At 64.5% G+C, this 22,413-nt stretch carries 17 protein-coding genes; 8 read left to right on the top strand and 9 right to left on the bottom strand.

Features of this window, described 5'->3' with window-relative positions:
• Position 1: 1 nt before the first annotated feature.
• The 5 genes from M1D32_RS04140 to M1D32_RS04120 all read right to left on the bottom strand — a co-directional run bounded on the left by M1D32_RS04140 (position 2) and on the right by M1D32_RS04120 (position 5,205).
• Entirely contained in the window at positions 2-1,264 is a 1,263-nt protein-coding gene (locus M1D32_RS04140) for an MFS transporter (protein ID WP_458781074.1), read from the bottom strand.
• 96 nt (positions 1,265-1,360) lie between these two features.
• On the bottom strand, positions 1,361-1,990 hold the full coding sequence (locus M1D32_RS04135) for a Poxvirus protein I5 (RefSeq protein ID WP_458781073.1): 630 nt from the start codon (positions 1,988-1,990) through the stop codon (positions 1,361-1,363).
• 23 nt (positions 1,991-2,013) lie between these two features.
• Complete coding sequence (locus tag M1D32_RS04130) at positions 2,014-2,931, bottom strand: carbohydrate ABC transporter permease (protein ID WP_458781072.1); 918 nt, start codon at positions 2,929-2,931, stop codon at positions 2,014-2,016.
• A complete protein-coding gene (locus M1D32_RS04125; protein WP_458781071.1) occupies positions 2,928-3,881 on the bottom strand; it encodes a carbohydrate ABC transporter permease in 954 nt (317 codons plus the stop codon). Before M1D32_RS04125 ends, M1D32_RS04130 begins: the two co-directional genes overlap by 4 nt.
• Positions 3,882-3,912: 31 nt before the next feature.
• Complete coding sequence (locus M1D32_RS04120) at positions 3,913-5,205, bottom strand: ABC transporter substrate-binding protein (protein WP_458781070.1); 1,293 nt, start codon at positions 5,203-5,205, stop codon at positions 3,913-3,915.
• 176 nt (positions 5,206-5,381) lie between these two features.
• Between M1D32_RS04120 and M1D32_RS04115 the strand changes: the two genes are divergently transcribed.
• Positions 5,382-7,397, top strand: a complete 2,016-nt coding sequence (locus M1D32_RS04115) for a beta-galactosidase (RefSeq protein WP_458781069.1) — start codon at positions 5,382-5,384, stop codon at positions 7,395-7,397.
• Between the two features lie 152 nt (positions 7,398-7,549).
• Positions 7,550-9,517, top strand: a complete 1,968-nt coding sequence (locus M1D32_RS04110; protein ID WP_458781068.1) for an HNH endonuclease signature motif containing protein — start codon at positions 7,550-7,552, stop codon at positions 9,515-9,517.
• A 147-nt stretch (positions 9,518-9,664) separates the two neighbouring features.
• On the opposite strand, the gene M1D32_RS04105 is transcribed toward M1D32_RS04110, so the two are convergent.
• The 3 genes from M1D32_RS04105 to M1D32_RS04095 form a co-directional block, all read right to left on the bottom strand.
• On the bottom strand, positions 9,665-11,023 hold the full coding sequence (locus M1D32_RS04105) for an ABC transporter substrate-binding protein (protein ID WP_458781067.1): 1,359 nt from the start codon (positions 11,021-11,023) through the stop codon (positions 9,665-9,667).
• A 254-nt stretch (positions 11,024-11,277) separates the two neighbouring features.
• Positions 11,278-12,219, bottom strand: a complete 942-nt coding sequence (locus M1D32_RS04100) for a carbohydrate ABC transporter permease (RefSeq protein WP_458781066.1) — start codon at positions 12,217-12,219, stop codon at positions 11,278-11,280.
• Positions 12,209-13,153, bottom strand: coding sequence for a carbohydrate ABC transporter permease (locus M1D32_RS04095; protein WP_458781065.1), 945 nt, complete (start codon positions 13,151-13,153; stop codon positions 12,209-12,211). Before M1D32_RS04095 ends, M1D32_RS04100 begins: the two co-directional genes overlap by 11 nt.
• A gap of 381 nt (positions 13,154-13,534) precedes the next feature.
• Here M1D32_RS04095 and M1D32_RS04090 point away from each other — a divergent pair, with 381 nt between their 5' ends.
• From M1D32_RS04090 to M1D32_RS04065, 6 genes are all read left to right on the top strand, one after another.
• Positions 13,535-14,803 (top strand): ABC transporter substrate-binding protein, encoded by a 1,269-nt coding sequence (locus tag M1D32_RS04090; RefSeq protein WP_458781064.1) that lies wholly within the window; start codon positions 13,535-13,537, stop codon positions 14,801-14,803.
• 50 nt (positions 14,804-14,853) lie between these two features.
• On the top strand, positions 14,854-16,074 hold the full coding sequence (locus M1D32_RS04085; RefSeq protein WP_458781063.1) for an acetylxylan esterase: 1,221 nt from the start codon (positions 14,854-14,856) through the stop codon (positions 16,072-16,074).
• Positions 16,074-18,203, top strand: coding sequence for a DUF6807 family protein (locus tag M1D32_RS04080; protein WP_458781062.1), 2,130 nt, complete (start codon positions 16,074-16,076; stop codon positions 18,201-18,203). Before M1D32_RS04085 ends, M1D32_RS04080 begins: the two co-directional genes overlap by 1 nt.
• Before the next feature lie 56 nt (positions 18,204-18,259).
• Positions 18,260-19,378 carry a M24 family metallopeptidase gene (locus M1D32_RS04075; RefSeq protein ID WP_458782099.1) on the top strand — a complete coding sequence of 373 codons (1,119 nt, stop codon included), beginning with the start codon at positions 18,260-18,262 and terminating at the stop codon, positions 19,376-19,378.
• 240 nt (positions 19,379-19,618) lie between these two features.
• Complete coding sequence (locus M1D32_RS04070) at positions 19,619-19,942, top strand: helix-turn-helix domain-containing protein (RefSeq protein ID WP_458778638.1); 324 nt, start codon at positions 19,619-19,621, stop codon at positions 19,940-19,942.
• A gap of 41 nt (positions 19,943-19,983) precedes the next feature.
• Positions 19,984-20,793, top strand: coding sequence for an IS3 family transposase (locus M1D32_RS04065; protein ID WP_458782098.1), 810 nt, complete (start codon positions 19,984-19,986; stop codon positions 20,791-20,793).
• A gap of 139 nt (positions 20,794-20,932) precedes the next feature.
• Here the strand turns inward: M1D32_RS04065 and M1D32_RS04060 are convergent, their stop codons facing one another.
• Complete coding sequence (locus tag M1D32_RS04060; protein ID WP_458781061.1) at positions 20,933-22,387, bottom strand: aldehyde dehydrogenase (NADP(+)); 1,455 nt, start codon at positions 22,385-22,387, stop codon at positions 20,933-20,935.
• Positions 22,388-22,413: the final 26 nt, after the last annotated feature.

Below are 22,413 nucleotides of genomic sequence, written 5' to 3'. Positions count from 1 at the left end.
GTCAGGTGCGGCGCAGGCGGCGGGCGTTGAGCCAGAGCAGCAAACCGATCACTGCTGCGGACAACATGCCCAGGGCACCGGTGGTGACCAGTCCGATCCGTACGCCGAACTGCTCGGTCAGCCAGCCGGCCAGCAGGCCGCCCAGGGCGTGTCCGCCCAGCAGCAACGGCAGGTACAAAGCCATCACCCTGCCGCGGATCTCCGGGCCGGCCTCCAGCTGCACGGCGGTAGCGGCACTGGTCAGGAACAGCAGCGTCATCAGGCCCACCACCACCAGCATGACAATGAAGAGGACGAGGTTGGGCATCAGGGCCGCCACCAGCTGGGAGAGCCCGAAGAGGCCTGCCGCCAGCACGATCCCCTTCCGGCCCAGGCTCCGCAGGCGGGCCGCCAGCAGGGCGCCGGCAAAGGCTCCGACGGCACTGACGGTGTTGAACAGGCCGAACCCTTCGACACCGTTGTGCCACACCCGTTCGGCGAAGGCGGCCAGGACCACGGGCCCGTTCATGCCGAACATTCCCAGGAGCCCGGCCAAGGCAATAATCAGCAGCAGGGAAGGGCGCTCCCGGACGTAGCGGAAGCCCGCCAGCAGCTGGCCCCTCCCCCGTTCCGCCGGGATGCTCGAGTGCAGTTCAGCCGGGCGGATCGCGGCGATCAGGCAAAGCACCAGCAGGCACAGCAGCGAGTTAGCCGCAAACGCTGCGGCCGATCCAACTTGTGCAATGACGATTCCAGCCAGCGCAGGTCCTGCCATGGCGCCCAACTGGCCGATGGCATTGTTGATACCGATTGCGGGCCTGAGGGCGGCGTCGCCCACTACTTCATTGACGAACACCTGGCTGGCGGGCTGGTTGATGGCTGACGTCACGCCGAGCGCCACGCAGCTGGCGTAAACGGCCCAGACGGTGACGGTTCCAGTCGCGACCCACACGGCGAGGGCCAGGGCGAGGAAGGCAATGACGGCCTGGCAAACCATCATGATCCGGCGTTTGGGGAACATGTCCACCAGCAGGCCGCTGAGGGGTCCCACGATCAGCATCGGCAGGAACTGCAGTGCCACTGCCACACCCACGGCGGCCGGGCTGCCGGTCAGCTGCAGCACCAGCCAGTCCTGGGCCAGCCGCTGCATCCATACCCCCACGCTGCCGGTGAACACGAGGGCCAGGAAGAGCCGGTAGTTGCGAAGCTTGAGGGGCTGGTACCAAGGAGGCTGGCTCTCCGCAGAGTGGAGGGACTGTTCGGAACGCTGGCGGTCGGAAGACACGTCGGACTCAACTCATATTAGGGGCGGGCAGAACCAGGATTACGGTGCGGGAGTTGCCCGCCGCTGGTGGAACCCAGGGCTGTTGGGCTTGGTGTTTCAGGTGCGGGTGGAGCGCAGCTTGACTGCTGCGGCCGCGAGGATCAGGGTGCCCGGAACCACCACGAACAAAGCCGCCAGCATCCATACGAACACCACAGCCCCGAAGAGCGCAGCGGCCAGCAGGAGGGACCCCGTCCAGTCCTTCAGGGACAAGGCCTGGCCAGTCTCGAGGGCTGAACGCCAGGCGCTGCGGGCGTCGGCGCGGGAGCCGGTGAAGTCGGACCACGCGGCGGCGCTGCGGAGGAGCACGATGGCTGCCGCAGCAGCCAGGATCAGGGTTGCCGGCAGCACCACTTCCCCGCCCGGCAACTGCCCCACCCAAGCGAGCAAAAGGTTAAGGACAATCACGACGGCGGCTGCCGCCGTCGTGATTCCAAGCTTCCAGCTGCCTGGCAGGGCAGCTTTGAACGTGTCCCACAGGCCGCGGATGGAATCGTCCCGGCCGGAAAGGTGCCGTTCCAGATGGGCGATCCCCGCCGCATATGCGGCGGGGATCGTCACCAGCGGAATGGACAGCACCAGCACCAGCACCCCTGCCAGGAGGGTCTCGGAGAACAGCGCGAAGCGGTTGACCGGGACGGGTTGGTGGTGGTTGGGGGCGGGTGTGGTGCTGTCCATGACGCTCATTTTCTGTATCGGCTTCCGGGCGGTCAGCCCTTGAGGCCCTGGGTGGAGACGCCTTCAACAATGTACCGCTGGAACACCAGGAAGAAGATCAGCACCGGCAGGAGGGCGAGGACGGACATGGCGATCATTGCACCGTAGTCCGAGCTCTGGGTCTGGTCCACGAAAAGTCGCAAAGCCAGGGGCAGCGGGTACTTGTCCGGGGTGTTCAGGTAGAGCAGCGGGCCCAGGAAGTCGTTCCAGCTCCAGATGAAGGAGAAGATCGACGTGGAGATCAGGGCCGGCTTCATCAGTGGCAGCATGATGGAGGTGAAGATCCGGACGTGGCCGGCGCCGTCGATCCTGGCGGCCTCGTCCAGCTCACCCGGCAGGTTGCGCATGAACTGGACCATCAGGAAGACGAAGAACGCGTCGGCCGCCAGGAACTTGCCGATCAGCAGCGGCACGTAGGTATCCACCAGGCCAAGCTGCTGGAACACGATGTACTGCGGGATGATCACCACGTGGAACGGCAGGAGCAGGGTTGCGATCATCATTCCGAAGAAAACGCTGCGGCCCGGGAACTTGATCCTGGCGAACGCGTACGCCGAGACACTGGCGGACAGGATGGTTCCCACCACGGCACCGATAGCCAGGACCAGCGAGTTGGTGAAGAACTGCAGGGTGGACACGCCACCGATGCCGTCCATCGCCGTGACGAAGTTGTCGAAGCTGAAGTTGTTGGACCACAGCGACGTGTTCGCACCGCCGATCTCGGCGTTGGGCTTGAAGGACGAGGCGATCATCCACAGGCCCGGATACAGGACCACCGCCGTCAGGGCGAGGGCAACGACGTGGAAGAGGGTGCTCTTGGCACGCTTGGCCGTTACAGACTCGGACTTGGGGTTGTAGTGCGCCAGCTGTGCGTCCGGGAGGGACTGCGTGGGGGTTGCCGTGCTTGTCATTTTGCATCACCGCTGTAGTGGACCCAGGACTTGGACGTGCGGAAGAAGATCAGGGTAATGATGCCAACGACGATCACCAGCAGCCAGGCCATCGCCGAGGCGTAGCCCATCCGGAAGTCGCTGAAGCCCCGCAGGTACAGGTAGAGGGTGTAGAAGAGGGTGGAACCGGCCGGGCCGCCTTCACCGTTGGAGATGATGTAGGCCGAGGCGAAGATCTGGAATGCGTGGATGGTTTCCATCAGCAGGTTGAAGAAGATCACCGGGGAAAGCATGGGCCAGGTGATATTGAAGAACTTCCGGATCGGGCCGGCACCGTCCATGGACGCCGCTTCGTAGAGATCGGCCGGGATCTGCTTCAGGCCGGCGAGGAAGATCACCATCGGGGCGCCGAACTGCCAGACGGTCAGCAGGATGAACATCGGCATGGTCATGGACGGGTTGCCCACCCAGCCGCCGAGGTTGATCCCGAAGAAGGACAGGCCCTGGTCCACCGGACCGGCATCGCCGAACATGGCCTTCCAGACGATGGCGATGGATACGGATGCGCCGATCAGGGACGGGGCGTAGAACGCTGAGCGGTAGAAACCCTGGCCGCGGCGCTTGCTGTTGAGCAGCATTGCCACAGCCAGTGCCGCGGCGAGCTTCAGCGGGGTGCCGAAGACGACATAACCGACGGTGACCCCCACCGACTGCAGGAACCGTTCGTCCTGGAAGAGGGTGGTGTAGTTGTCCAGGCCGATCCACTTGGGCGGCTCGAACAGGTTGTAGTTGGTGAAGGACAGGTAGAGCGAGGAAATCATGGGCCCAACAGTGAGGGCGATGAATCCCAGCAGCCAGGGCAGCAGGAAGGTGTAGCCGGCGCGGGCATCCGCCCCGCGCTGCCGCGACTTGCGCGGCAGCGGGGAGTCGGACTGTGCCGAACGCCTGCTCAATGTTGGGCTTTGAGTCACGAGTTCAATCCGTCAGTTGTGAAAGCCTGGATCAGGCGTTCTGCTTGATGAGGTCTTCGGCTTCCTTGAACCATGCGTCGGCTGCGCCGTCGATGGTCAGCTTGCCGTAGTTCAGGTCCGAGCTGACGCGCTTGAAGGAAGCCTCGAGGGTACCGAAGCCCACGATGGGCGGCTCGGGAGCGTCCTTGAGGTACTGCTCGATGGACTTTTCGTAATCCACCACGAGCTTGTCGGTGCCTTCGAAGGTGGTGCCGTCGCGCTGGGTCTTGGACGCCGGAACGCCACGCGAGGTCTTGAAGATCTGGCCAACCTCGGGGTCGTTGACCATGAAGTCGATGAAGCGGGCGGAAGCGTCCTTGAACTTGGTCTTGGCGCTGGCCACCATCAGCATGGACGGCTTCAGGAACAGGCCCAGGTTGTCCGCGTCGTCTGAGGGCGGCGGCACCAGCTTGAGTTCCTTCGCGCCGCTGTCCGCGAGGTAGCCGGCCATGAAGTTGTCCCAGGTGACTTCTGTGGCGGTGACGTTCGAGCCGAAGGGAGACTTCGGGGCGAGCTGGGTGACGCGCTCTTCGGAGATAATGGCAGGCGTGCCGCGCAGGCCCGCCGTCGTGTTCCACCACTTCTTCATGTCGTCCTTGGTGAAGCCGAGCTTGCCGTCCTCGGTGAAGGCCTCGATGTTGTTCTGGCGCAGCCAGATGTTGAACATCCACCAAACACCGGTGTAGTCGGTCGAGCCGAAGACCGCGCTGTTGCTCTTGGTGCCAACCTCCGTGAGGAAGTCGTTGAATTCCTTGTAGGACCACTTGCCCGTGGGCTCAGCGATGCCCAGTGACGCCAGCTTGGCGGGGTCGTAGTAGACAGCGAAGGCGTTGGTGCTGGTGGGGATGCCGTAGGTCTTGCCCTTGATCTGGCCTGAGGGCAGGAGGGACTTATCGAACGCTTCCGTGTTGATGTTCACTGTGCCCAGGTCCAGGAGCTGGTTGCGCTGGCCATAGTCGCGCAGGTAGGAAAGGTCCCACTGCATCACATCGGGCAGGCCGCCGCCGGCTGCTTCGGTGGCGCGCTTCTGCCAGTAGCCGGCGAAGTCGGTGAAGTTGCCGTTGACCTTAACGTCCGGGTTCTTCGACTCGAACAGGGCGATCGCCTTGCGGGTACGCTCGGCGCGGTCGTCGTTGCCCCACCAGGTGTAGTTGATGGTGACGGGGTTCTCGGCGGAGCCAGTCTCTCCGGCGCTGGTGCCGGACCCTGTTCCACAGGCCGCCAGAGCGGCGGCAGATGCGGTACCGACGGCTACGGTGGTGAGGAAATTCCTTCTATTGATCATGAGAGCCTCCTTGCTCGATGTGTGCAATCCCAGTCGCTCACTCTGCAACGTGAGTAGTGAGCTGGCTTACACGGCTTCTGAAACGATACAATATAGGCATTCCCGGAATTGGGCAAGCGTTTTCCATAGATCTGATTTTCGAGCCACTTCATCTTCCCAGCAGACAAAGGAGTCCCATGACTTTGCAGGAAACCCCGCGCCCGGCCAGCGTCTGGAACCACGTCGAAGGTATCGCCTACGGCGGCGACTACAACCCGGAACAATGGCCTGTCAGCGTCCGGCTGGAGGACCTGGAGCTGATGCAGGAAGCGGGTGTCAGCTTCCTCAGCGTGGGAATTTTCTCCTGGGCGCTGCTGGAGCCGGAAGAGGGCAGGTACGACTTCGGCTGGCTGGATGAAGTGATGGACAACCTGGCGGGAATCGGCGTCAAGGTAGCCCTGGCCACTGCCACGGCCGCTCCCCCGGCCTGGCTGGTACGGAAGCATCCGGAAATCCTTCCTGTCACGGCTGACGGAACCGTGCTGGGGCCGGGCTCGCGACGGCACTACACGCCGTCGTCGGCCGTCTACAGGCGCTACGCAACCGGCATCACGCGGGTGCTGGCGGAGCGCTACAAGGACCATCCCGCGCTTGCACTCTGGCATGTGGACAACGAACTGGGCTGCCACGTCTCCGAGTTCTATGGCGAAGAGGACGCTGCTGCGTTCCGCGTCTGGCTGGAGCGGCGGTACGGGAGTATCGATGCACTCAACGCTGCCTGGGGTACGGCGTTCTGGTCCCAGAACTACGCCTCGTTCGAGGAAATCCTGCCGCCGGGCGTCGCGCCCTCCACATTGAACCCGGGCCAGCAGCTCGACTTCCAGCGCTTCAACTCCTGGGCCCTGATGGACTACTACCGGGAGCTTGTTGCCGTCCTGCGGGAGGTCACTCCCGGCGTGCCGTGCACCACCAACCTGATGGCATCCAGCGCCACGAAGTCCATGGACTACTTCGACTGGGCCAAGGACCTGGACGTCATCGCCAACGACCACTACCTGGTTGCGGCCGATCCTGAACGGCAGATCGAATTGGCGTTCAGTGCGGACCTCACCCGCGGCATTGCGGGAGGTGACCCGTGGATCCTGATGGAACATTCGACGTCGGCCGTCAACTGGCAGCCGCGCAACCAGCCCAAGATGCCCGGCGAGATGCTGCGCAATTCCCTGGCCCACGTGGCGCGCGGCGCGGACGCGGTGATGTTTTTCCAGTGGCGGCAGAGCTTCGCCGGCTCGGAGAAGTTCCACTCGGCCATGGTGCCCCATGGCGGCCGGGACACCCGCGTGTGGCGCGAGGTGGTTGACCTTGGCGCGGCTCTGAAGCGGCTCGCCCCGGTGCAGGGTTCGCGGGTGGAATCACGCGTGGCTATTGTGTTCGACTACGAAGCGTGGTGGGCGAGTGAAATCGACTCCAAGCCGAGCCAGGACGTGAAGTACCTGGACCTGCTGCGTGCTTTCCACCGGTCGCTGTTCCTGCGGGGCATCCCGGTGGACATGGTGCACCAGTCAGCGTCGCTCGAGGGCTACGACCTCGTCCTGGTGTGCACCCTGTACTCGGTGACTGATGAGGCCGCGGCCAACATCGCGGCTGCCGCTTCTGCCGGCGCCACCGTTCTGGTGAGTTACTTCAGCGGGATTGTGGATGAGAAGGACCACGTGCGGCTGGGCGGCTACCCGGGGGCATTCAGGGAACTGCTGGGCGTGCGCGTGGAGGAGTTCCACCCGCTCCTGGCCGGCGGGCAGGTGAAATTGAGCGACGGCGGTGTCTCTTCCATCTGGAGCGAACATGTGCACTTGGCCGGCGCCGAAGCTGTCCAGACTTTCACTGAGTATCCACTGGAGGGCGTACCGTCACTGACCCGGCGGGCAGTGGGCGAAGGGGCCGCGTGGTACCTCGCCACATTCCCGGACCGCGACGGCATCGAGGCATTGGTGGACCGGCTGCTCGAGGAGTCAGGCGTTGCGCCCCTTACTGCGGCCGATCCCGGGGTGGAGCTGACGCGCCGGCGTTCTGAAGAGGGCCGCAGCTTCCTGTTTGCCATCAACCATTCCCTTACCCCCGGGGCTGTCCAGGCTACCGGCGTTGACCTGCTCTCCGGACAGCCGTTCGACGGGGTGGTGCCTGCCGGCAGTGTTGTGGTGATTGCTGAGGACTAGCGGGACCGGACGGCGGCGCGAGGCCCGGTCGTGGCTTTTGCCCGCCACCGGTGCCGGCTTCCTTTAGATTGCAGGCCCCGTCCAGGGCAGGGTTATCCACATAGAGTCTCTTATAGAGCTGTTTTGTCAGTGGTCTTTGGCAGAGTTGGGCTATGGAAGCCATTGGGGAGCAGCTTGCGGAGTACTGCGGTTCTACCGCTGTGCTGACCCGGGCCGGCAGTGTTTCCTCGCGTGGTTCAGAGGCGTCCGACGGCGGTCCCGGCCTGGGTTTTGCGGGCCGGCTCCGTGCCGTTCCCGCCCTGGTCAGGGCCGACGCGGATCAGTTTCTTCCTGCGCCGCTTCCTGCTGAGTCGATTCCCGTGGACAACCCGTCCAGCTTGGCTCAGCCGCTTGCTGCGGCGCCGCTCCCGACTGGCAACCCGGCCGGTGCTGATGAGCCGCTTAGCCTGAGCGAGATCGGCGGGCTCCTGGCTGCTGCCGCTGCCGCAGCACCATCAAGGCTTGCCGGTGCGGATTACGTCGAGGCCGCCGATTTTGCCGGGCAGGTCGAGGACCTCTCCCGGTCCGTGGAGTACCTGCAGGTCCTCTCCGCCGGGATCGTTGACCGGACCCGCGCACAGGCTATTGCCGCGGCGGACGCTTCCCGGGCCGGCCGGTCGCGCACGGGCAAGGGCTGGGTCACCGGCTGGGACAACGGCGCAGAAACCCTGAACGAAACCGACACCGCCTGGCCAGAAGACACCGGGACCAGCGGTTTAACGGCCAGTGCTCCCGGGAGCCAGATGGGCTCAGACCGTTCCAACCCGGTCATCACCTCGCCGGCTGATGACGGGTGCGCCAACACCGCGGAGTTCCTGCGGCTGCGGCTGCGGATCGGCAAAAGCGAAGCCCACCGCCGCCTCGCCCTCGCAGCGGACATCCTGCCCACCAACACCCTCACCGGCGACATCCTCCCCGCCACCCGCGAACACCTCGCCGCCGCCCTCACACCCACACCCCCACCCGCACCCGCCGGCAGCAACGTCGAGGACGAGGACACGCCAACTAGCGGGGCCGCTACCAGCCCGGTTGTTTCCTCCCGGGCCGGGACCATCATCGCCCTGACCCTGAACCGGCTCCGCCACCTCGTCACACCAGAGCGGCTGGCCCTGATCGAGGAGAACCTCACCACCACCGCCGCGACCACGGACCCGGACTTCCTTACCCGCCTCGCCCGCCGCTGGGCCGACACCATCGACGCCGACGGCACCGAACCCAGCGAAGAAGCCCTCCGCCACACCCAAGGCGCCTTCATCCGCAAACCCCGCCACGGCCTGCACCACCTCGAAATCTTCGCCACCACCGACCAATACGAACACCTCCTCACCGTCATGAACACCGCCACCAACCCCCGCACCACCGCCACCAACACCGGCACCGGCGGTGGCAGTGGCGCGGGTGCTCGTGCTGGTGCGGCCGGTGTCCCCGGCAACGGCACCGGCCAGGACTCCTTGCCGGACGGTGACGTGGACCTGGACCGGCGCACAAGGCCCCAGAAACAACTCGACGGAATCATCGGCGCCGTCAAAACCGCCATGGCCACCAACACCCTGCCCACCACCGGCGGCAACCGCCCCCAAATCATCGCCACCATCAACTACCAGGACCTCCTCCCCCACCCCCGACACGTGGCCCCGGAAACCGGCACCGGGAACTTCGCCTTCACCGGCCCCGTCACCGCCGCCACAATCCGCAAAATCGCCTGCGACGCCGACATCATCCCCGCACTCCTCGGCACCCGCAGCGAAATCCTGGACCTCGGCCGCAAAACCCGGCTCTTCACCCCCACCCAACGCCAAGCCCTCACCGCCCGGGACCAAGGCTGCACCTTCCCCAACTGCACCATCCCCGCCCCCTGGTGCGAAGCCCACCACATCACCTACTGGTCCCACGGCGGCCCCACCACCCCGAACAACGGCACACTCCTCTGCTCAGCCCACCACCACCTCATCCACAAAGAACAATGGACCATCACCACCATCAACAACACCCCCTGGTACACACCCCCAAAACACCTCGACCCCCACCAAAAACCCCAACAAAACACCTACTTCAAACCACCACCCCCACCCCAGGAATGAGTGGACGAAAAGGCAGCTTAAACAGCTCCGCCCCGGGAGGAACCAATGGTTCCCACCGGGACGGAGCTGCCACCCGCCGTCGGACGTTATGGGCGGAGGAGGCGTCCTCCCAAGGTGTCCAGAGCCGTGTTAGTGGCGGTGTGAAAACTAACTGCTGATGGCGGACTTCATCTCGTCATGTGCCTTCTTGCCAGCTTCTTCCGTGGACAGCCGCTCGAAGAGAACCTCAGAGGTGTAGCGCTTGATGATTTCCTGGATGGAGCCGGCGCCCTTCGGCGGCGGTGCAGGAGCCTCGCCCAGCTCGTCCTTGATCTGGTCGATGAACTTGACCACCTTGACGTCGGCAGGAGTCAGCTTGGATTCAATGGCTGCACGAACGTCGGAGTTCGGGTACACGCCACGGTCGGCCAGGAGCGCTTCGCCGGCCTTGACGTTGTTGGCCAGGAAGTCGATGAACTTGGCGGTTTCCTCAGGGTGCTTGGTGCGCGAGGAGGCCGACCAGAACTGCGAAGCCTTGTACCAGAGTCCGGCCTCATCGGCCTTTCCGGTCTTGGTGGGGAACCGCAGGATCTTCAGGTCACCGCCGGATGCCTTTTCCAGGGCAGGAGCCTGGTTGGACCACCAGAAGGCCATGCCGTTCTTGCCGGTGGCGAGTCCGCTCTGATCCAGCGGTGCGGCCTCGGCTTCCACTACCTCGGAAGCGGACGGAACTGCCTTCTTCTCGCTGAGCTGCTTCAGGAACGCCCACCATTCGGCGATGTCGCTCGGCTCAAAGCCCAACTTGCCGTCTGAGGTGTACAGGGACTTGCCGTTCTGGCGGAGCCAGACGCCCAGTGAAGCCTCATCGGTTCCGTAGGCTGCTGCGCCGTAGGTGCCCTGGGGAGACTTGTCGGTGATTTCGGTGGCAATCCGTTCGAAGTCCTGCCAGGTCCAGGTGGAGTCGTCTGGCAGCGCCACACCAGCGGCTTCGAAGACTTTGGGGTTGGCCAGGATGGTTGCGGCGTTAATTCCGGCGGCGATGCCGGTCAGGCCGTCGTCACTCTTGCCGGCATTGAGCGCGGCTTCGTCAAGCTTGGAGGTGTCGATCTCGTACTTCGAGAGGTCGAGAAGGGCTCCACGGCTGGAGTATTCGGTGATGTACTTTTCGTCCATCTGAATGATGTCCGGTGCGTCGTTGGCCGCGACTTGGGTGGCCAGCTTGTCCCAGTAGCCGCTCCAGTCACCAAATTCGGGCTTGATTTTGATGTTGGGGTTCTCAGCCTCGAACTGCTTGATGGCTTCCTGCGTCAGCTGCGCCCGCTTGTCGCCACCCCACCAGGAGAAGCGCAGTTCTACGGGACCGTCGGCGCTCTCCGAAGCAGCTCCTCCGCCACAGGCACTAAGGGCCATGACGACGGCGGCAGCGGCGGCTACCAAGCCAGTCTTGCGTAACGGGCGGCGTGCGCCCGTGGAGGGTGTCTCTGCCGATGGCTTGGCAGCAGACGCAGGGCGGGAAAATAGCGGCACTGGATACTCCGATCTTCTTTGATCATGATGCTGGTTGATCAGGTGCTGGGGTTAGGTTGGGGATTGGAACCAGGAGCAGGAGGGGAAAACGGGAAACCGCTTTCTGTGCCTAATACTACAAGTGCTCAACTTGTATCACAAGATGTTTCTGGTGACTCTTTTATAACGGCAGAAACGGCCCGCCGGCAGACGGGCCGTTTCACAAGAGCCGTAGCGTCAGCAGCAAAAATGTCGGCGCTGCTATGCGGTAGGGACTACTTGATTCCGGTGGTGGCGATGCCCTTGATGAGGAATCGCTGGCCGAAGAGGAACACGAGGAAGACGGGCAGCAGGGACACGATGGACATCGCGAACAGCGACCCCCAGCTCGTTGCCGACTGCGCGTCGACGAAAGCCCTCAATGCCACCGGAACCGTGAACATGTCGGGGTCCGTGAGGTAAATCAGGGCGCCGAAGAAGTCGTTCCAGGTCCAGATGAAGGTGAAGATGGTGGTGGTGGCCAGGGCGGGCACCATCAGCGGCAGGATGACCCGCAGGAAGATGCGCGGGTGGCCGGCGCCGTCGATCCTGGCGGCCTCGTCCAGTTCGCGGGGAATGCCGCGGATGAACTGCACCATCAGGAAAACGAAGAACGCTTCCGTTGCCAGCAGCTTGGGCACGATCAGCGGCCAGAAGGTGTTCACCCAGCCGATCTGCGAGAACAGGATGTACTGCGGGACGATCACCACGTGGAACGGCAGCATGATGGTCAGCAGCATGATGCCGAACAACAGCTTCTTGGCGGTGAACTGAAGCCGGGCGAAGGCGTACGCAGCCATCGAGCACGAGATCAGGTTCCCCAGGATGGATCCGATCACCACAATCGCGGAGTTGATCATGTAGTGGCCGAAGGGGTGGGTCAGGGCTGACCAGCCGGATGTGTAGTTGCTCATCTCCAGGCTGTTCAGCCACAGGCCGGGCTCGCGGAAGATCAGCTCGTTGGGCCGCAGCGAGGACACCACCATCCACAGCAGCGGGCAGATCATGAGCCCGCCGGCCAGGATAAGGATGGCATGTTTCATCAGCGCCTTGCTGCGCTGCGCCTTGCTGAAGGCCAGGGTGCCCCGGGACTCCCTGACCTTGGGCTTGCGGCGGTTCGTAGGCTTGCCCGCGCCGGCGGTCTCCGGGGTGGGCAGCGTCTCAAGCTTAGTCGTCATAGAAAACCCAATACTTAGAAGCGATGAAGTTGATGGCGGTGAAGATGCCGATGATCACCAGCAGGAGCCAGGCCATCGCGGAGGCGTAGCCCATGTCGAACTGGCCGAATCCCTTTTGGTAGAGGTACAGGGTGAAGAACATGGTGGAGTCCGAGGGCCCGCCGTTACCGCCGGAGACGATGAACGCCTGGGTGAACGACTGGAATGAACCGATGATCTGGAGCACCAGGTTGAAGAAGATGATGGGGCTTAGCATCGGCATGGTAATCCGCCAGAACTGCTGGAGGGTGGTGGCACCATCAACCTTCGCGGCCTCGTAGTACATGGTCGGGATCTGCCGCAGGCCTGCCAGGAAGATGATCATGGGGGCGCCGAAGGTCCACACGTGCAGCAGGATGATGGAACCAAGGGCAGTGCTGGGATCCGAGATCCAGCCCGGTCCCTGGATGCCGAACATCGCAAGGACCTGGTTGACCAGGCCGGTAGTGCCGAAGATCTGCTTCCAGAGAATGGCAACGGCCACCGATCCGCCCAGCAGGGACGGCAGGTAGAACACCGAGCGGTAGAACGGGAGCCCGCGCAGGCCCTTGTCCAGGACGAGGGCGATCAGCAGCGCCACGGCCAGCTGGAGCGGGACACCGATGAACACGTAGGTGAAGGTCACGCCGAGGGAGTTGTGCAGCCGGGCGTCGGTGAGCATCCGGGTGAAGTTCTCCAAACCAACCCATTCCGGGGGCTGGAGGAGGTTGTAGTCCGTGAAGGACAGGTAAAGGGACATCAGCATCGGGCCGATGGTGATCGCGACGAGGCCTACCAGCCACGGCAGCAGGAAGATATAGGCAGCCTTATTATCGCGGCTGTTCGCCTTCTTCTCTTCCGGGGTCGCTTTACCCTTCTTCCGGGAAATCGAGCTGAGCTCGCTGATGGCGCTCACTGCGGCAACCCCGTTCCGTGCAGTCGGCCCGCTGCAGCCGGCATTCCAGCCGGGCGCGGTGCCCTGGGTATGTGTTTAGCGGCCATGTGGGCTCCTTTGGTCATCGTGGCCTCCACGTGTTGGTATCGCCTGAGCGATATAGGGACGGCGCCGTTCCGGCCGCACTTCCGGAGAAGCGGACCAGGAGTGGCGATCATCCGTTGCGCCACCTGGCGGGTGGTCCGGTTTCAAAAGCGGCTCGGTACCAAAGTAAACGGTTTCTTGACTCTTGTATAGCCCTTTGTTAGTTTTTGAGAAAACGCTTTCTGTAGCGGGCGTCGCTTCAACCGAAAACACTAACTTAGGGGCAGGACAATGCGGTTTAGTCTCAAGAGGTCGTCCATGGCAGTCGCCGGGGCATCAGCAGCGCTGGCACTGGTTCTCACCGGCTGCGGCAGCAACCCGGAAGCCGGCAAAGTGGGGACGGTTGAAGATCCCGTCACCATCCGCTTCGCTTGGTGGGGCAACGATTCCCGCGCGAAGACCACCCTCGAAGTCATCAAGGACTTCGAGGCGGCCAACCCCACCATCAAGGTGCAGGGCGAGAACACTGAATTCAGTTCCTACTGGGACAAGATGGCCACCCAGATCGCCGGCGGCACTACCCCGGACGTCTTCGCCATGAGCGGCGCGTACCCCAGCGAATACGCGAGCCGGGGCGTGCTACTGGACCTGGACAAGGTCAAGGACCAGATCGATACGTCCAAGTTCGCAGAGGGCACGGTGGACCTCGGCAAGATCGACGGCAAGCAGTACACCATCACCGCCGGCGTCAACGCCATGTCCATGGTGGTCGACCCGAAAGTCTTCGAGGCCGCCGGGGTGGAGCTGCCCGACGACGAGACCTGGACCTGGGATGACTACGCCGAAATCGCCGCAGAGATCACCAAAAAGTCGCCGGCGGGAACCTTCGGGACCACCCCCATGACCAACGACTCCTTCCTTGCAGTATGGGCACGCCAGCACGGCGAGGACCTCTACACTGATGACGGCAAGAAGCTGGGCATCAGCGAGGACACCGCCACCAAGTGGTTCGAGATGAACAAGAAGCTGATGGAAACCGGCGCCGCTCCCTCGGCCTCCCAGACTGTTGAAGACAACTCCGCCCAGCCCGAGTTGACGCTGATGGGCCAGGGCAAGCAGGGCATGAAGATCTCCTGGAGCAACCAGATGAACTCATACTCGGGGTCGCCGCTGGTCATGATGAAGCTGCCCAACGAGAGCAAGCAGCCGGGCACGTGGTTGCGGTCCTCCATGGAATACGCCATCTCCTCGAAGTCTGCCCACCCCAAGGAAGCAGCCCTGTTCATCAACTACCTGGTGAACAACGTGGACGCGGCGACCAAGATCAAGAGCGACCGGGGCATGCCTGCCAACACCGAACTCAAGGCCGCCATCACGCCTCTCCTCAAGGAATCCCAGCAGAAGGAAGCGGAATACCTGGACCGCGTGGCTGAAATGAAGATCGAACCGCCGCTGCCCTTCCCCGCCGGATCGTCGGCCACCATGGAGGTCATCAACCGGCTCAACACGGATGTGCTGTTCGGAAAGACCTCCCCGCGGGACGCTGCCAAGGCCTTCATCCAAGAGGTCAATTCGAACCTGGGCTGACCCCGGCCCAGCGCATCCCGCACTACACCATCAGAACAGGAGGCAGGCCAGTGAGCCCTGATGCCGAACTGACCGATGCCCGGCCGCCACGGCCGAGCGCGATAGGCGGCTACGGGGACTGGCCTGCCTACGTTCAGCAACACCCCCGGTACCAGGCCGCTAGCCCGGCGTCGCAGGGACTTGCGGACGCGCTCGGGGTACCGGGCGCGTCGCAGCGGCCGGAGGTGACCGTCCACTGGGAGGGAACGCACGACGGCGTCACTACCTCCCAGCTCGGCTGGCAGCTGGGATTTGGTCCCCGCACCACTGGCTGGCTGATCCGGCCGGCCAGCGTTTCCGGTCCCCTGCCGGGCGTCCTTGCCCTGCACTGCCACGGGGGCAACAAGTTCGGCGGGGCGGACCGCCTGGTGGATCTGCCGGAATCCCACCCCTCGGCAAAAAGCGCCCGGGCGGGCCACTACGACGGCCAGGCACTCGCCACGGAGGTCGCTCGAAGGGGCTTCGCCGTTCTCGCGCACGACACATTCGCCTGGGGCAGCCGCCGTTTCGATCTCTCCGTTCCGCCGTGGCGGACGGCCTCTGCACTGGAGGCGCGGCAGGCGCAGTGGCGGCAGGACGGCGTCGTGCCTTCCGAAGCTGATGAATACAATGCCGCCGCTGCTTTCCACGAGGAAACCGTGGCCAAGACCGCTGGCCTGCTGGGTACCAGCCTCGCCGGCATGGTGGCCCACGACGATCTGGCGGCCCTGGACATTCTCGCCGGACTGCCGGACGTGGACCCGGACCGGCTGGGCTGCATCGGCTTCTCCGGTGGCGGTGGCCGTTCCCTGGCCCTTGCCGCCCTGAGTCCGCGGATCCGCAGCTACGTGGTGACCTGCATGATGGCCACTTTCCAGTCCCTTCTTCCCGCCTACCTTGACGCGCATTCGTGGCTGCTGCAGACCCCTGGCCTGTGGCAGCTGGGTGACTGGCCCGAGCTCACGGCAAGATCGGGCGCGCGCGACCTGCTGGTCCAATACGCGCTGGCCGACGAGCTTTTTCCAGACGACGGCATGCGCGATGCCCACCGCATCCTGGAATCACTGCACCGTCCCGGGAGCTACACCGGAAGCTTCTGGCCCGGGGGCCATGTTTTTACGGCCCGCATGCAGGAGGAAGCACTCGACTTCCTGTCTTCCAGGCTGCACGGCAAGCAAGCGGACACACCTGGTCCGGCAGATGCCGGCACACTCGACTTCCAGACCACCTTCAGCCCTCAAGGAACTTCCTGATGACTCAACAATCCGCCACCGCGGAGAACAGCACCGGCCAGACTGGCCGTGCAGCGCCAGCGCCGAACCCTGTAGCGGTTCCACGGATAGCCCTGGTGGGCGTCCACGGATTCGGGGAACGCCACCTTGCCAACCTTGCCCGGCTCGAGGAAGCCGGAGCCCTGGAACTGGTCGCTGTCGCGGACCCCAATCCTCCCGCAGAGGGACGGCTGGCAGACCCGGTAGCGGTCTTCGATGACTTGGGACAGCTGCTGGCAGCGGACCCGGGGGTCGACATCGTTATCCTTGCCACCCCCATTCAGACACATGCCCCCCTGGCCCTCGCGGCCTTGGCAGCAGGTAAGGACGTCTACGTCGAAAAGCCGCCGGTGGCGTCCCTGGCCCAGTTCCAGGAGGTGCTGTCCGCCGCAGAGACCGCCGGGCGGCTGGTCCAGGTGGGATTCCAAAGCCTCGGTTCCCACGCGTTGCCTGCCATCCGTGGCCTGGTGGAAACCGGCAGCATCGGTGACGTCCTCGGCCTGAGCGCCAAAGGACAGTGGGTGCGGAACAAGGCCTACTTCAAGCGTTCCCGTTGGGCGGGGAAGCGAAGCCTTAACGGCATCGACGTGGTGGACGGCGTGGCAACCAACGCCCTCGCCCACGCCGTAGCCACCGCGCTTCACATGGCGGGAGCACACACGCTGGCCGACGTGCAATCGGTGGAGACAGACCTTTACCGGGCACACGGCACCGAGAGCGATGACACGTCCATCATCCGCGTCCGCACCGCTGGGGGCACCACGTTGCTCTGCGGGTTGACGTTGTGCGCCCCCGAACAGCAGGATCCCTCCGTCACCGTGCACGGAACTCGCGGCGAGATCACCCTCTTCTACACCCGGGACGAGGTGGTCATCAGCACCGCGGACGGCGAGCGCCGCGAGAGGTTCGGCCGCACCGACCTGCTGGAAAACCTGCTGGACGCCCGCTCCACCGGGGCCCGGCTGCTGTCTCCCCTGCCCAACACCGGCGCTTTCACCACTGTGCTGGAGGCCATCCGAACGGCGCCGGCGCCCCAAGCCATCAGCCCCCGCCACATCACTTGGGAAGGCGACGGCGACGACGCCCATCCTGTAGTCCACGGAATTGGCACCTTGATCGAACGCGCCATCAAGGCGCAGGCCACCTTCGCCGAACTGGGAGTGCCGTGGGCTAGGGCCCTCCCGCCTGTCCGCACTTTGACGCTGGACGGCCAGGCCATCGCCGGGTACCAGGACGGCAGCCGTATCCGCGCTGTCTCGTCGCCACGGCCCTACCTGCACCCGGTACGTACCCTTCAAGGCACCGTGGTGACGGACCACCAGCCGCTGGACCACGTGTGGCACCTAGGTGTTGGCGTTGCCCTGCAGGACGTGGACGGCATCAATTTCTGGGGCGGCCGCACCTACACACGCGAAGCCGGACAATACGTCTGGCGCCCGGACCACGGCAGCATCACCGGCACCGGAACCTCCATCGAAGAAACGGCCGCCGTATCGGGTGGCCAGGACGGCCGGCTGCAGGAGACCCTGAGCTGGAACGGGCCCGACGGCGCCCCCGTCCTGGTGGAGGACCGTACCTGGACCTGGTCCGGCGTCAGCTCCTCCGCGTGGCAGCTGTCTCTGGACTTTGCCCTCTCCCCCGCCGGGGACCAGCCGGTCAGCCTCGGGAGCCCCGGTTCCAATGGCCGCCATGAAGGTGGCTACGGCGGGTTCTTCTGGCGGCTGCCCGCCTGCGACAGCGCCGCTGTCTGGACACCCGCCGGCGCGGGCGAGTCCGAGGTGCACGGCTCTGTAGCGCCGTGGCTCGCCTGGGCGGGGACGTTCGACCCGGAAACCTTCGACGCCGGCACGTCCGATGCCGGCATTTCCATCGGCAGCACACCAGAAGGCAGTGCCACCCTCGTTTTCGTGGCAGCGGAGGGTTCCACCGACCCCTGGTTCGTCCGGGTGGACGGTTATCCGGGAGTGGGCCAGTCGCTCGCGTGGGACACCCCGGCCATCACAAAACCGGGCACTCCCGTGAAACGCAGCATCACCGTTTTTGTGGCCAACGGCATCCTGGACACAGCAGACATCGAAGCATTGATCAACCGGCAGGGGAACCGTTCATGAGCCAGACAACAGCAGACACCACACCGCTTGCGGGCAGAGGGAGCGGCACCGCGATGATGGACTCCACCCCATCAGAACCTGCAGCGGTGCAGGCCGTCCGGGTGGCACCGGCCTCAACCGAGGACCGTGCCATCAAGCGGAGCCGGGTCCTGGACATTCTGGACGCCAAGGGCCAGGATTCCCTGCTGCTCACCACGCACACGGCGCTGACCTGGTACCTTGACGGCAGCCGCGTACACATCAGCCTGGCGGGCGATCCCATCGCAGCCGTCCTCGTTGACCGCGACGGCGACCACCTGGTCACCTTCAACAATGAAGCCGGCCGCATCGCTGCCGAGGAGCTGCCCTCCGGCGTCACCCTCCACTCGGTGCCTTGGTACGGCAACCTGCACGAGGCGGCTGCCGCCGTCGGCACATCCGGAAAGGGCACTCCGCTGGCCGAAACAGCCGTGGCCGCTGAGCTGCGCGCAGCCCGCCAGCAGCTGCTCCCGGCTGAAAGTGCCCGCTATGCCCTCCTCAGTGCTGATGTCGCTGCCATCATGACCGACGTGCTCTCAACGGCCCGGCCGGAAACCACAGAATTCGAACTGGTGTCCGCGCTGGCCGCCCGGGTGATTGCCGCCGGCGCCGAGCCGCTGGTCCTGTTGTGCAACGGCAGCAGCCGGAGCGAGTTCCGGCATCCGCTGGCTACCCACTCGCCCCTGGGGCGCCGGGCCATGGCGGTGGTGTGCGCCCGCCGGGACGGCCTGGTCGCCAACATCACCCGCTGGGTAAGGTTCGACGCCGGCGCCCCGGAAGAGCGCGACGCCGAGGCACGCATCGCAGCAGTGGAAGCTGACATCTTCGACGCCACTGTCCCCGGCGCCCGGCTGGACCGGATCTTCGCCGAGATCCAGGCCGCTTACGCCCGGCACGCTTTCGGCGCGGAGCAGTGGGAACTGCACCATCAGGGCGGGCCTGCAGGCTACGCGGGACGCGATCCCCGGGTAACCGCCGCCGCAACGGATACGGTGGTCCTGAACCAGGCCTTCACCTGGAACCCGTCCGGGCCCGGCGTCAAGATCGAGGACACTGTCCAGCTCACCGAATCCGGCCTGCAGGTCCTCACCGTTGACCCGCGCTGGCCAACCACCACCGTGAACGGGCTCGAGCGCCCCGCCACTCTCCAGCTCTAGGCCGAACGCTCTCGCAGTTTGAACTGCTCCCCGGAAGTTGGACTGAGAAATTCAGTTCCGACTTCCGGGGAGCAGTTTTATGCGTGCAAGTAGTTCATTATCTGAGGCGCAGCGTGAGGCGGCTGTAGCGTTGTTTGAGAGGGTATCGGGTATCGGGCGGTGGCTCGGTTGCTGGATGCGCCTTGGGTGCCGGTCAGGGCACTGTATGGGCGGTGGAGGATTCATGGGCAAGGAGTGCTGGTGAGCAGGCCGGTGAAGTCATACTCTTTCGAGTTCAAGCTGGCCTTGGTGCAGCGGTTCCTCGCGGGCAAGCCCGGTCCGGATCTGGCAGTGGAGGCTGGTTTGGCCTCCCGTGAGCTGCTGCAAAAGTGGGTCCGGGCGTATCGTCTGGAGGGTGAGGACGGGTTGCGGCCAAAGCCCAAAGGCAGACCGCGGAAACCTGATGCCCTGCCGCCAGCGGAACTGCCCGAGCTTGAGCGGTTGCGGCGGGAGAACGAGCGGCTGCGCGCCCAGGTGGCGTACCTGGGAAAACTGCGGGCCTTGAGGGAACAGGGACGACGGTAAGGTTCAGGCCGTCGTTGCCCTCAAGGTTGACTATCCGCTTGGTGTCCTGTTTGGACGTCGCCGGGCTGGCGAGATCCACGTTCTTCTATCACCAGCTCCGGCTCCATGGGCCCGATCCGAAAGAGAAGCTCAAAGCGGCGGTCACGGAGATCTTCGAAATGAACCATGGCCGGTACGGGCATCGGCGGGTCCATACGGAGCTACTCAAGCAAGGGTGGACGGTCGCGAAGAAGACCGTGCTGAAGCTGATGCAGGCACTCGGGTTGGCCTGCAAGGTCCGGCGCAGGAAGCGCTACAACTCCTACCAGGGCGACCAGGGCGCGGTAGCGCCCAACGTGCTGAAGCGGGAATTCGAGGCTGATGCACCGAACCAGAAGTGGGTAACCGACGTGACGGAGTTTCGCGTCGGTGACCGGAAGCTTTACCTCTCACCGGTCATGGACCTCTTCGACCGGCAGATCATTTCTTACTCGCTGGGCTTGTCCCCGAACCTGGCGCTCACCAACGATTCACTGCGTGAGGCCCTGACCTGCCTGCAGCCGGGTCAGCAGCCGCTGGTGCACTCGGACCAAGGTTTCCAATACCGCCATGCCTCCTGGCGCACCCTCATCGAGAACGCCGGCGGGGTCCAATCCATGTCCCGCAAGGGCAATTGCTACGACAACGCCGTCATGGAGAACTTCTTCGGCCACCTGAAGGAAGAACTCTTCCACCGCGTCCGATTCCTCAACACCGATGCACTGGCAGCTGCAATAGAGGAATACATCCACTGGTACAACAACAAAAGAATCTCCACAAAGCTCAAGGGCCTGAGCCCGGCGCAATACCGGGCCCAGACCCTTGCAGCCTAGAATCCCATTTAGCCAGTCCAACTAACGGGGACCAGTTCAGTTCCTGCGGTAAAACGCAAAACGCTCTCTCAGTTGTAGCCGTAGTCCCGGCACCAACTGAGAGAGCGTTTTGGTTAAAGCGACATCAAGTGAGAGAGCGTTACCGGGGGAGCACCAGTTTCCCGTCGACCCGGCGCGGGATGCCCAGCGGGTTGTCTTCGTGCAGTGCCGGGTGCAGGACCGTCTCGGGCGCATCCTGGTAGGCAACGGGGCGCTGGAACCGGCGGACCGCCGTCGCACCCACCGAGGTGAAGAGCGAGGTGGTGGCCGGGTAGGGACCGCCGTGCTGCTGGGCCCAGTTGACGGCCACGCCCGTGGGCCAGCCGTCGAACAGGACGCGGCCGGCCAGGTTGGACAGCTGCTCCACGAGCCTGGAAACGTCCTCGCCCGGCTGCGCGTGCACCGTGGCGGTCAGGCTGCCCGGTACCTTGGCCAGGACTGCAGACAGCTCCTCCTGGTCCGTGTACTCGATCAGCATGGTGGTGGGGCCGAAGCACTCCTCCAGCAGTTCCTCGGGACGCTCAAGAGCCTTCGCCGCGGAGGTGGAGAAGACCACCGGGGCTGCCCCATCGGACACCGCATCCTGGTCCACGCTGCCGCTCATCACATCAACGCCTTCCACGGAAGCGAAACTGCGCAGCCCGTCCGGGTATGCCTCGGCAATCCGCGTGGTCAGCATGCCGAGCGCCGGCTTGTCCTTGCTGGCTTCCGCCACTTTCGCAGCGAAGTCCGTTCCAGCCGGAATGAAGACCAGCCCGGGCTTGGTGCAGAACTGGCCGGCGCCAAGAGTGAAGGATCCGGCCAGACCCTCGGCGAGTTGCGTGGAGTGCTCCGCCAGAGCCCGCTCGGTAACGACGACGGGGTTCAGGCTGCCGAGTTCGCCGTAGAAAGGGATGGGCTCGGGACGGGATGTGGCGAGGTCGAAGAGGGCTCGGCCACCGGGGATGGAGCCGGTGAAGCCAACCGCTTTGATGGCGGGATCCTGCACAAGTGCGGTTCCCACCTCGCGGCCGGATACCAGGGCGAAGAGGCCTTCCGGCGCTCCTGCCGCGGACAGTGCGTCAGCCATAATTTCGGCGGTCCGCTCCGAGAGGCGCAAGTGGCCCGAGTGGGCTTTGACGATGACGGAGCAACCGACGGCAAGGGCGGAAGCGGTATCTCCGCCGGCCACCGAGAAGGCGAACGGGAAGTTGGAAGCGGAGAATACCGCAACCGGGCCGATGGGCCGCAGGATACGGCGAAGGTCAGGCTTGGGTGGCGTGGAGTTGGGGTCGGCGTGGTCGATGACGGCTTCGAGGTAAGAACCTTCGGTGATCACGCGGGCGAACAGTCGCAGCTGCCCGGTTGTCCGGGCCACTTCGCCAGTGAGGCGGGTTGCGCCAAGGCTCGTCTCGGAATCGGCAATCTCCACCAGTTCCGCGGCGTTGGCGTCGAGCGCATCGGCCACGGCCGTGAGCCAGGCGGCCCGTTCCGCGTCGGAGGCGGCCGCGGAAATTTTGGCTGCCTCTGTGGCGGCGGCCGTGAGCTCGGACAGGGTAAGGGTTGCAGTTGTCACTTGAGGTACCTGTTCTTCGTGTCTGG

It is taken from the genome of Arthrobacter sp. D3-16 (assembly GCF_054408515.1).
Note: the sequence above shows the minus strand (reverse complement) of the source record. Positions and strands in the feature narration are given on the sequence as shown.

Excerpts from the sequence above, each read along its gene's own strand:
- M1D32_RS04135 (WP_458781073.1), bottom strand. The coding sequence starts at position 1,990 with ATGAGCGTCATGGACAGCACCACACCCGCCCCCAACCACCACCAACCC.
- M1D32_RS04130 (WP_458781072.1), bottom strand. The coding sequence starts at position 2,931 with ATGACAAGCACGGCAACCCCCACGCAGTCCCTCCCGGACGCACAGCTG.
- M1D32_RS04120 (WP_458781070.1), bottom strand. The coding sequence starts at position 5,205 with ATGATCAATAGAAGGAATTTCCTCACCACCGTAGCCGTCGGTACCGCA.
- M1D32_RS04115 (WP_458781069.1), top strand. The coding sequence starts at position 5,382 with ATGACTTTGCAGGAAACCCCGCGCCCGGCCAGCGTCTGGAACCACGTC.
- M1D32_RS04110 (WP_458781068.1), top strand. The coding sequence starts at position 7,550 with ATGGAAGCCATTGGGGAGCAGCTTGCGGAGTACTGCGGTTCTACCGCT.
- M1D32_RS04100 (WP_458781066.1), bottom strand. The coding sequence starts at position 12,219 with ATGACGACTAAGCTTGAGACGCTGCCCACCCCGGAGACCGCCGGCGCG.
- M1D32_RS04090 (WP_458781064.1), top strand. The coding sequence starts at position 13,535 with ATGGCAGTCGCCGGGGCATCAGCAGCGCTGGCACTGGTTCTCACCGGC.
- M1D32_RS04080 (WP_458781062.1), top strand. The coding sequence starts at position 16,074 with ATGACTCAACAATCCGCCACCGCGGAGAACAGCACCGGCCAGACTGGC.
- M1D32_RS04075 (WP_458782099.1), top strand. The coding sequence starts at position 18,260 with ATGGACTCCACCCCATCAGAACCTGCAGCGGTGCAGGCCGTCCGGGTG.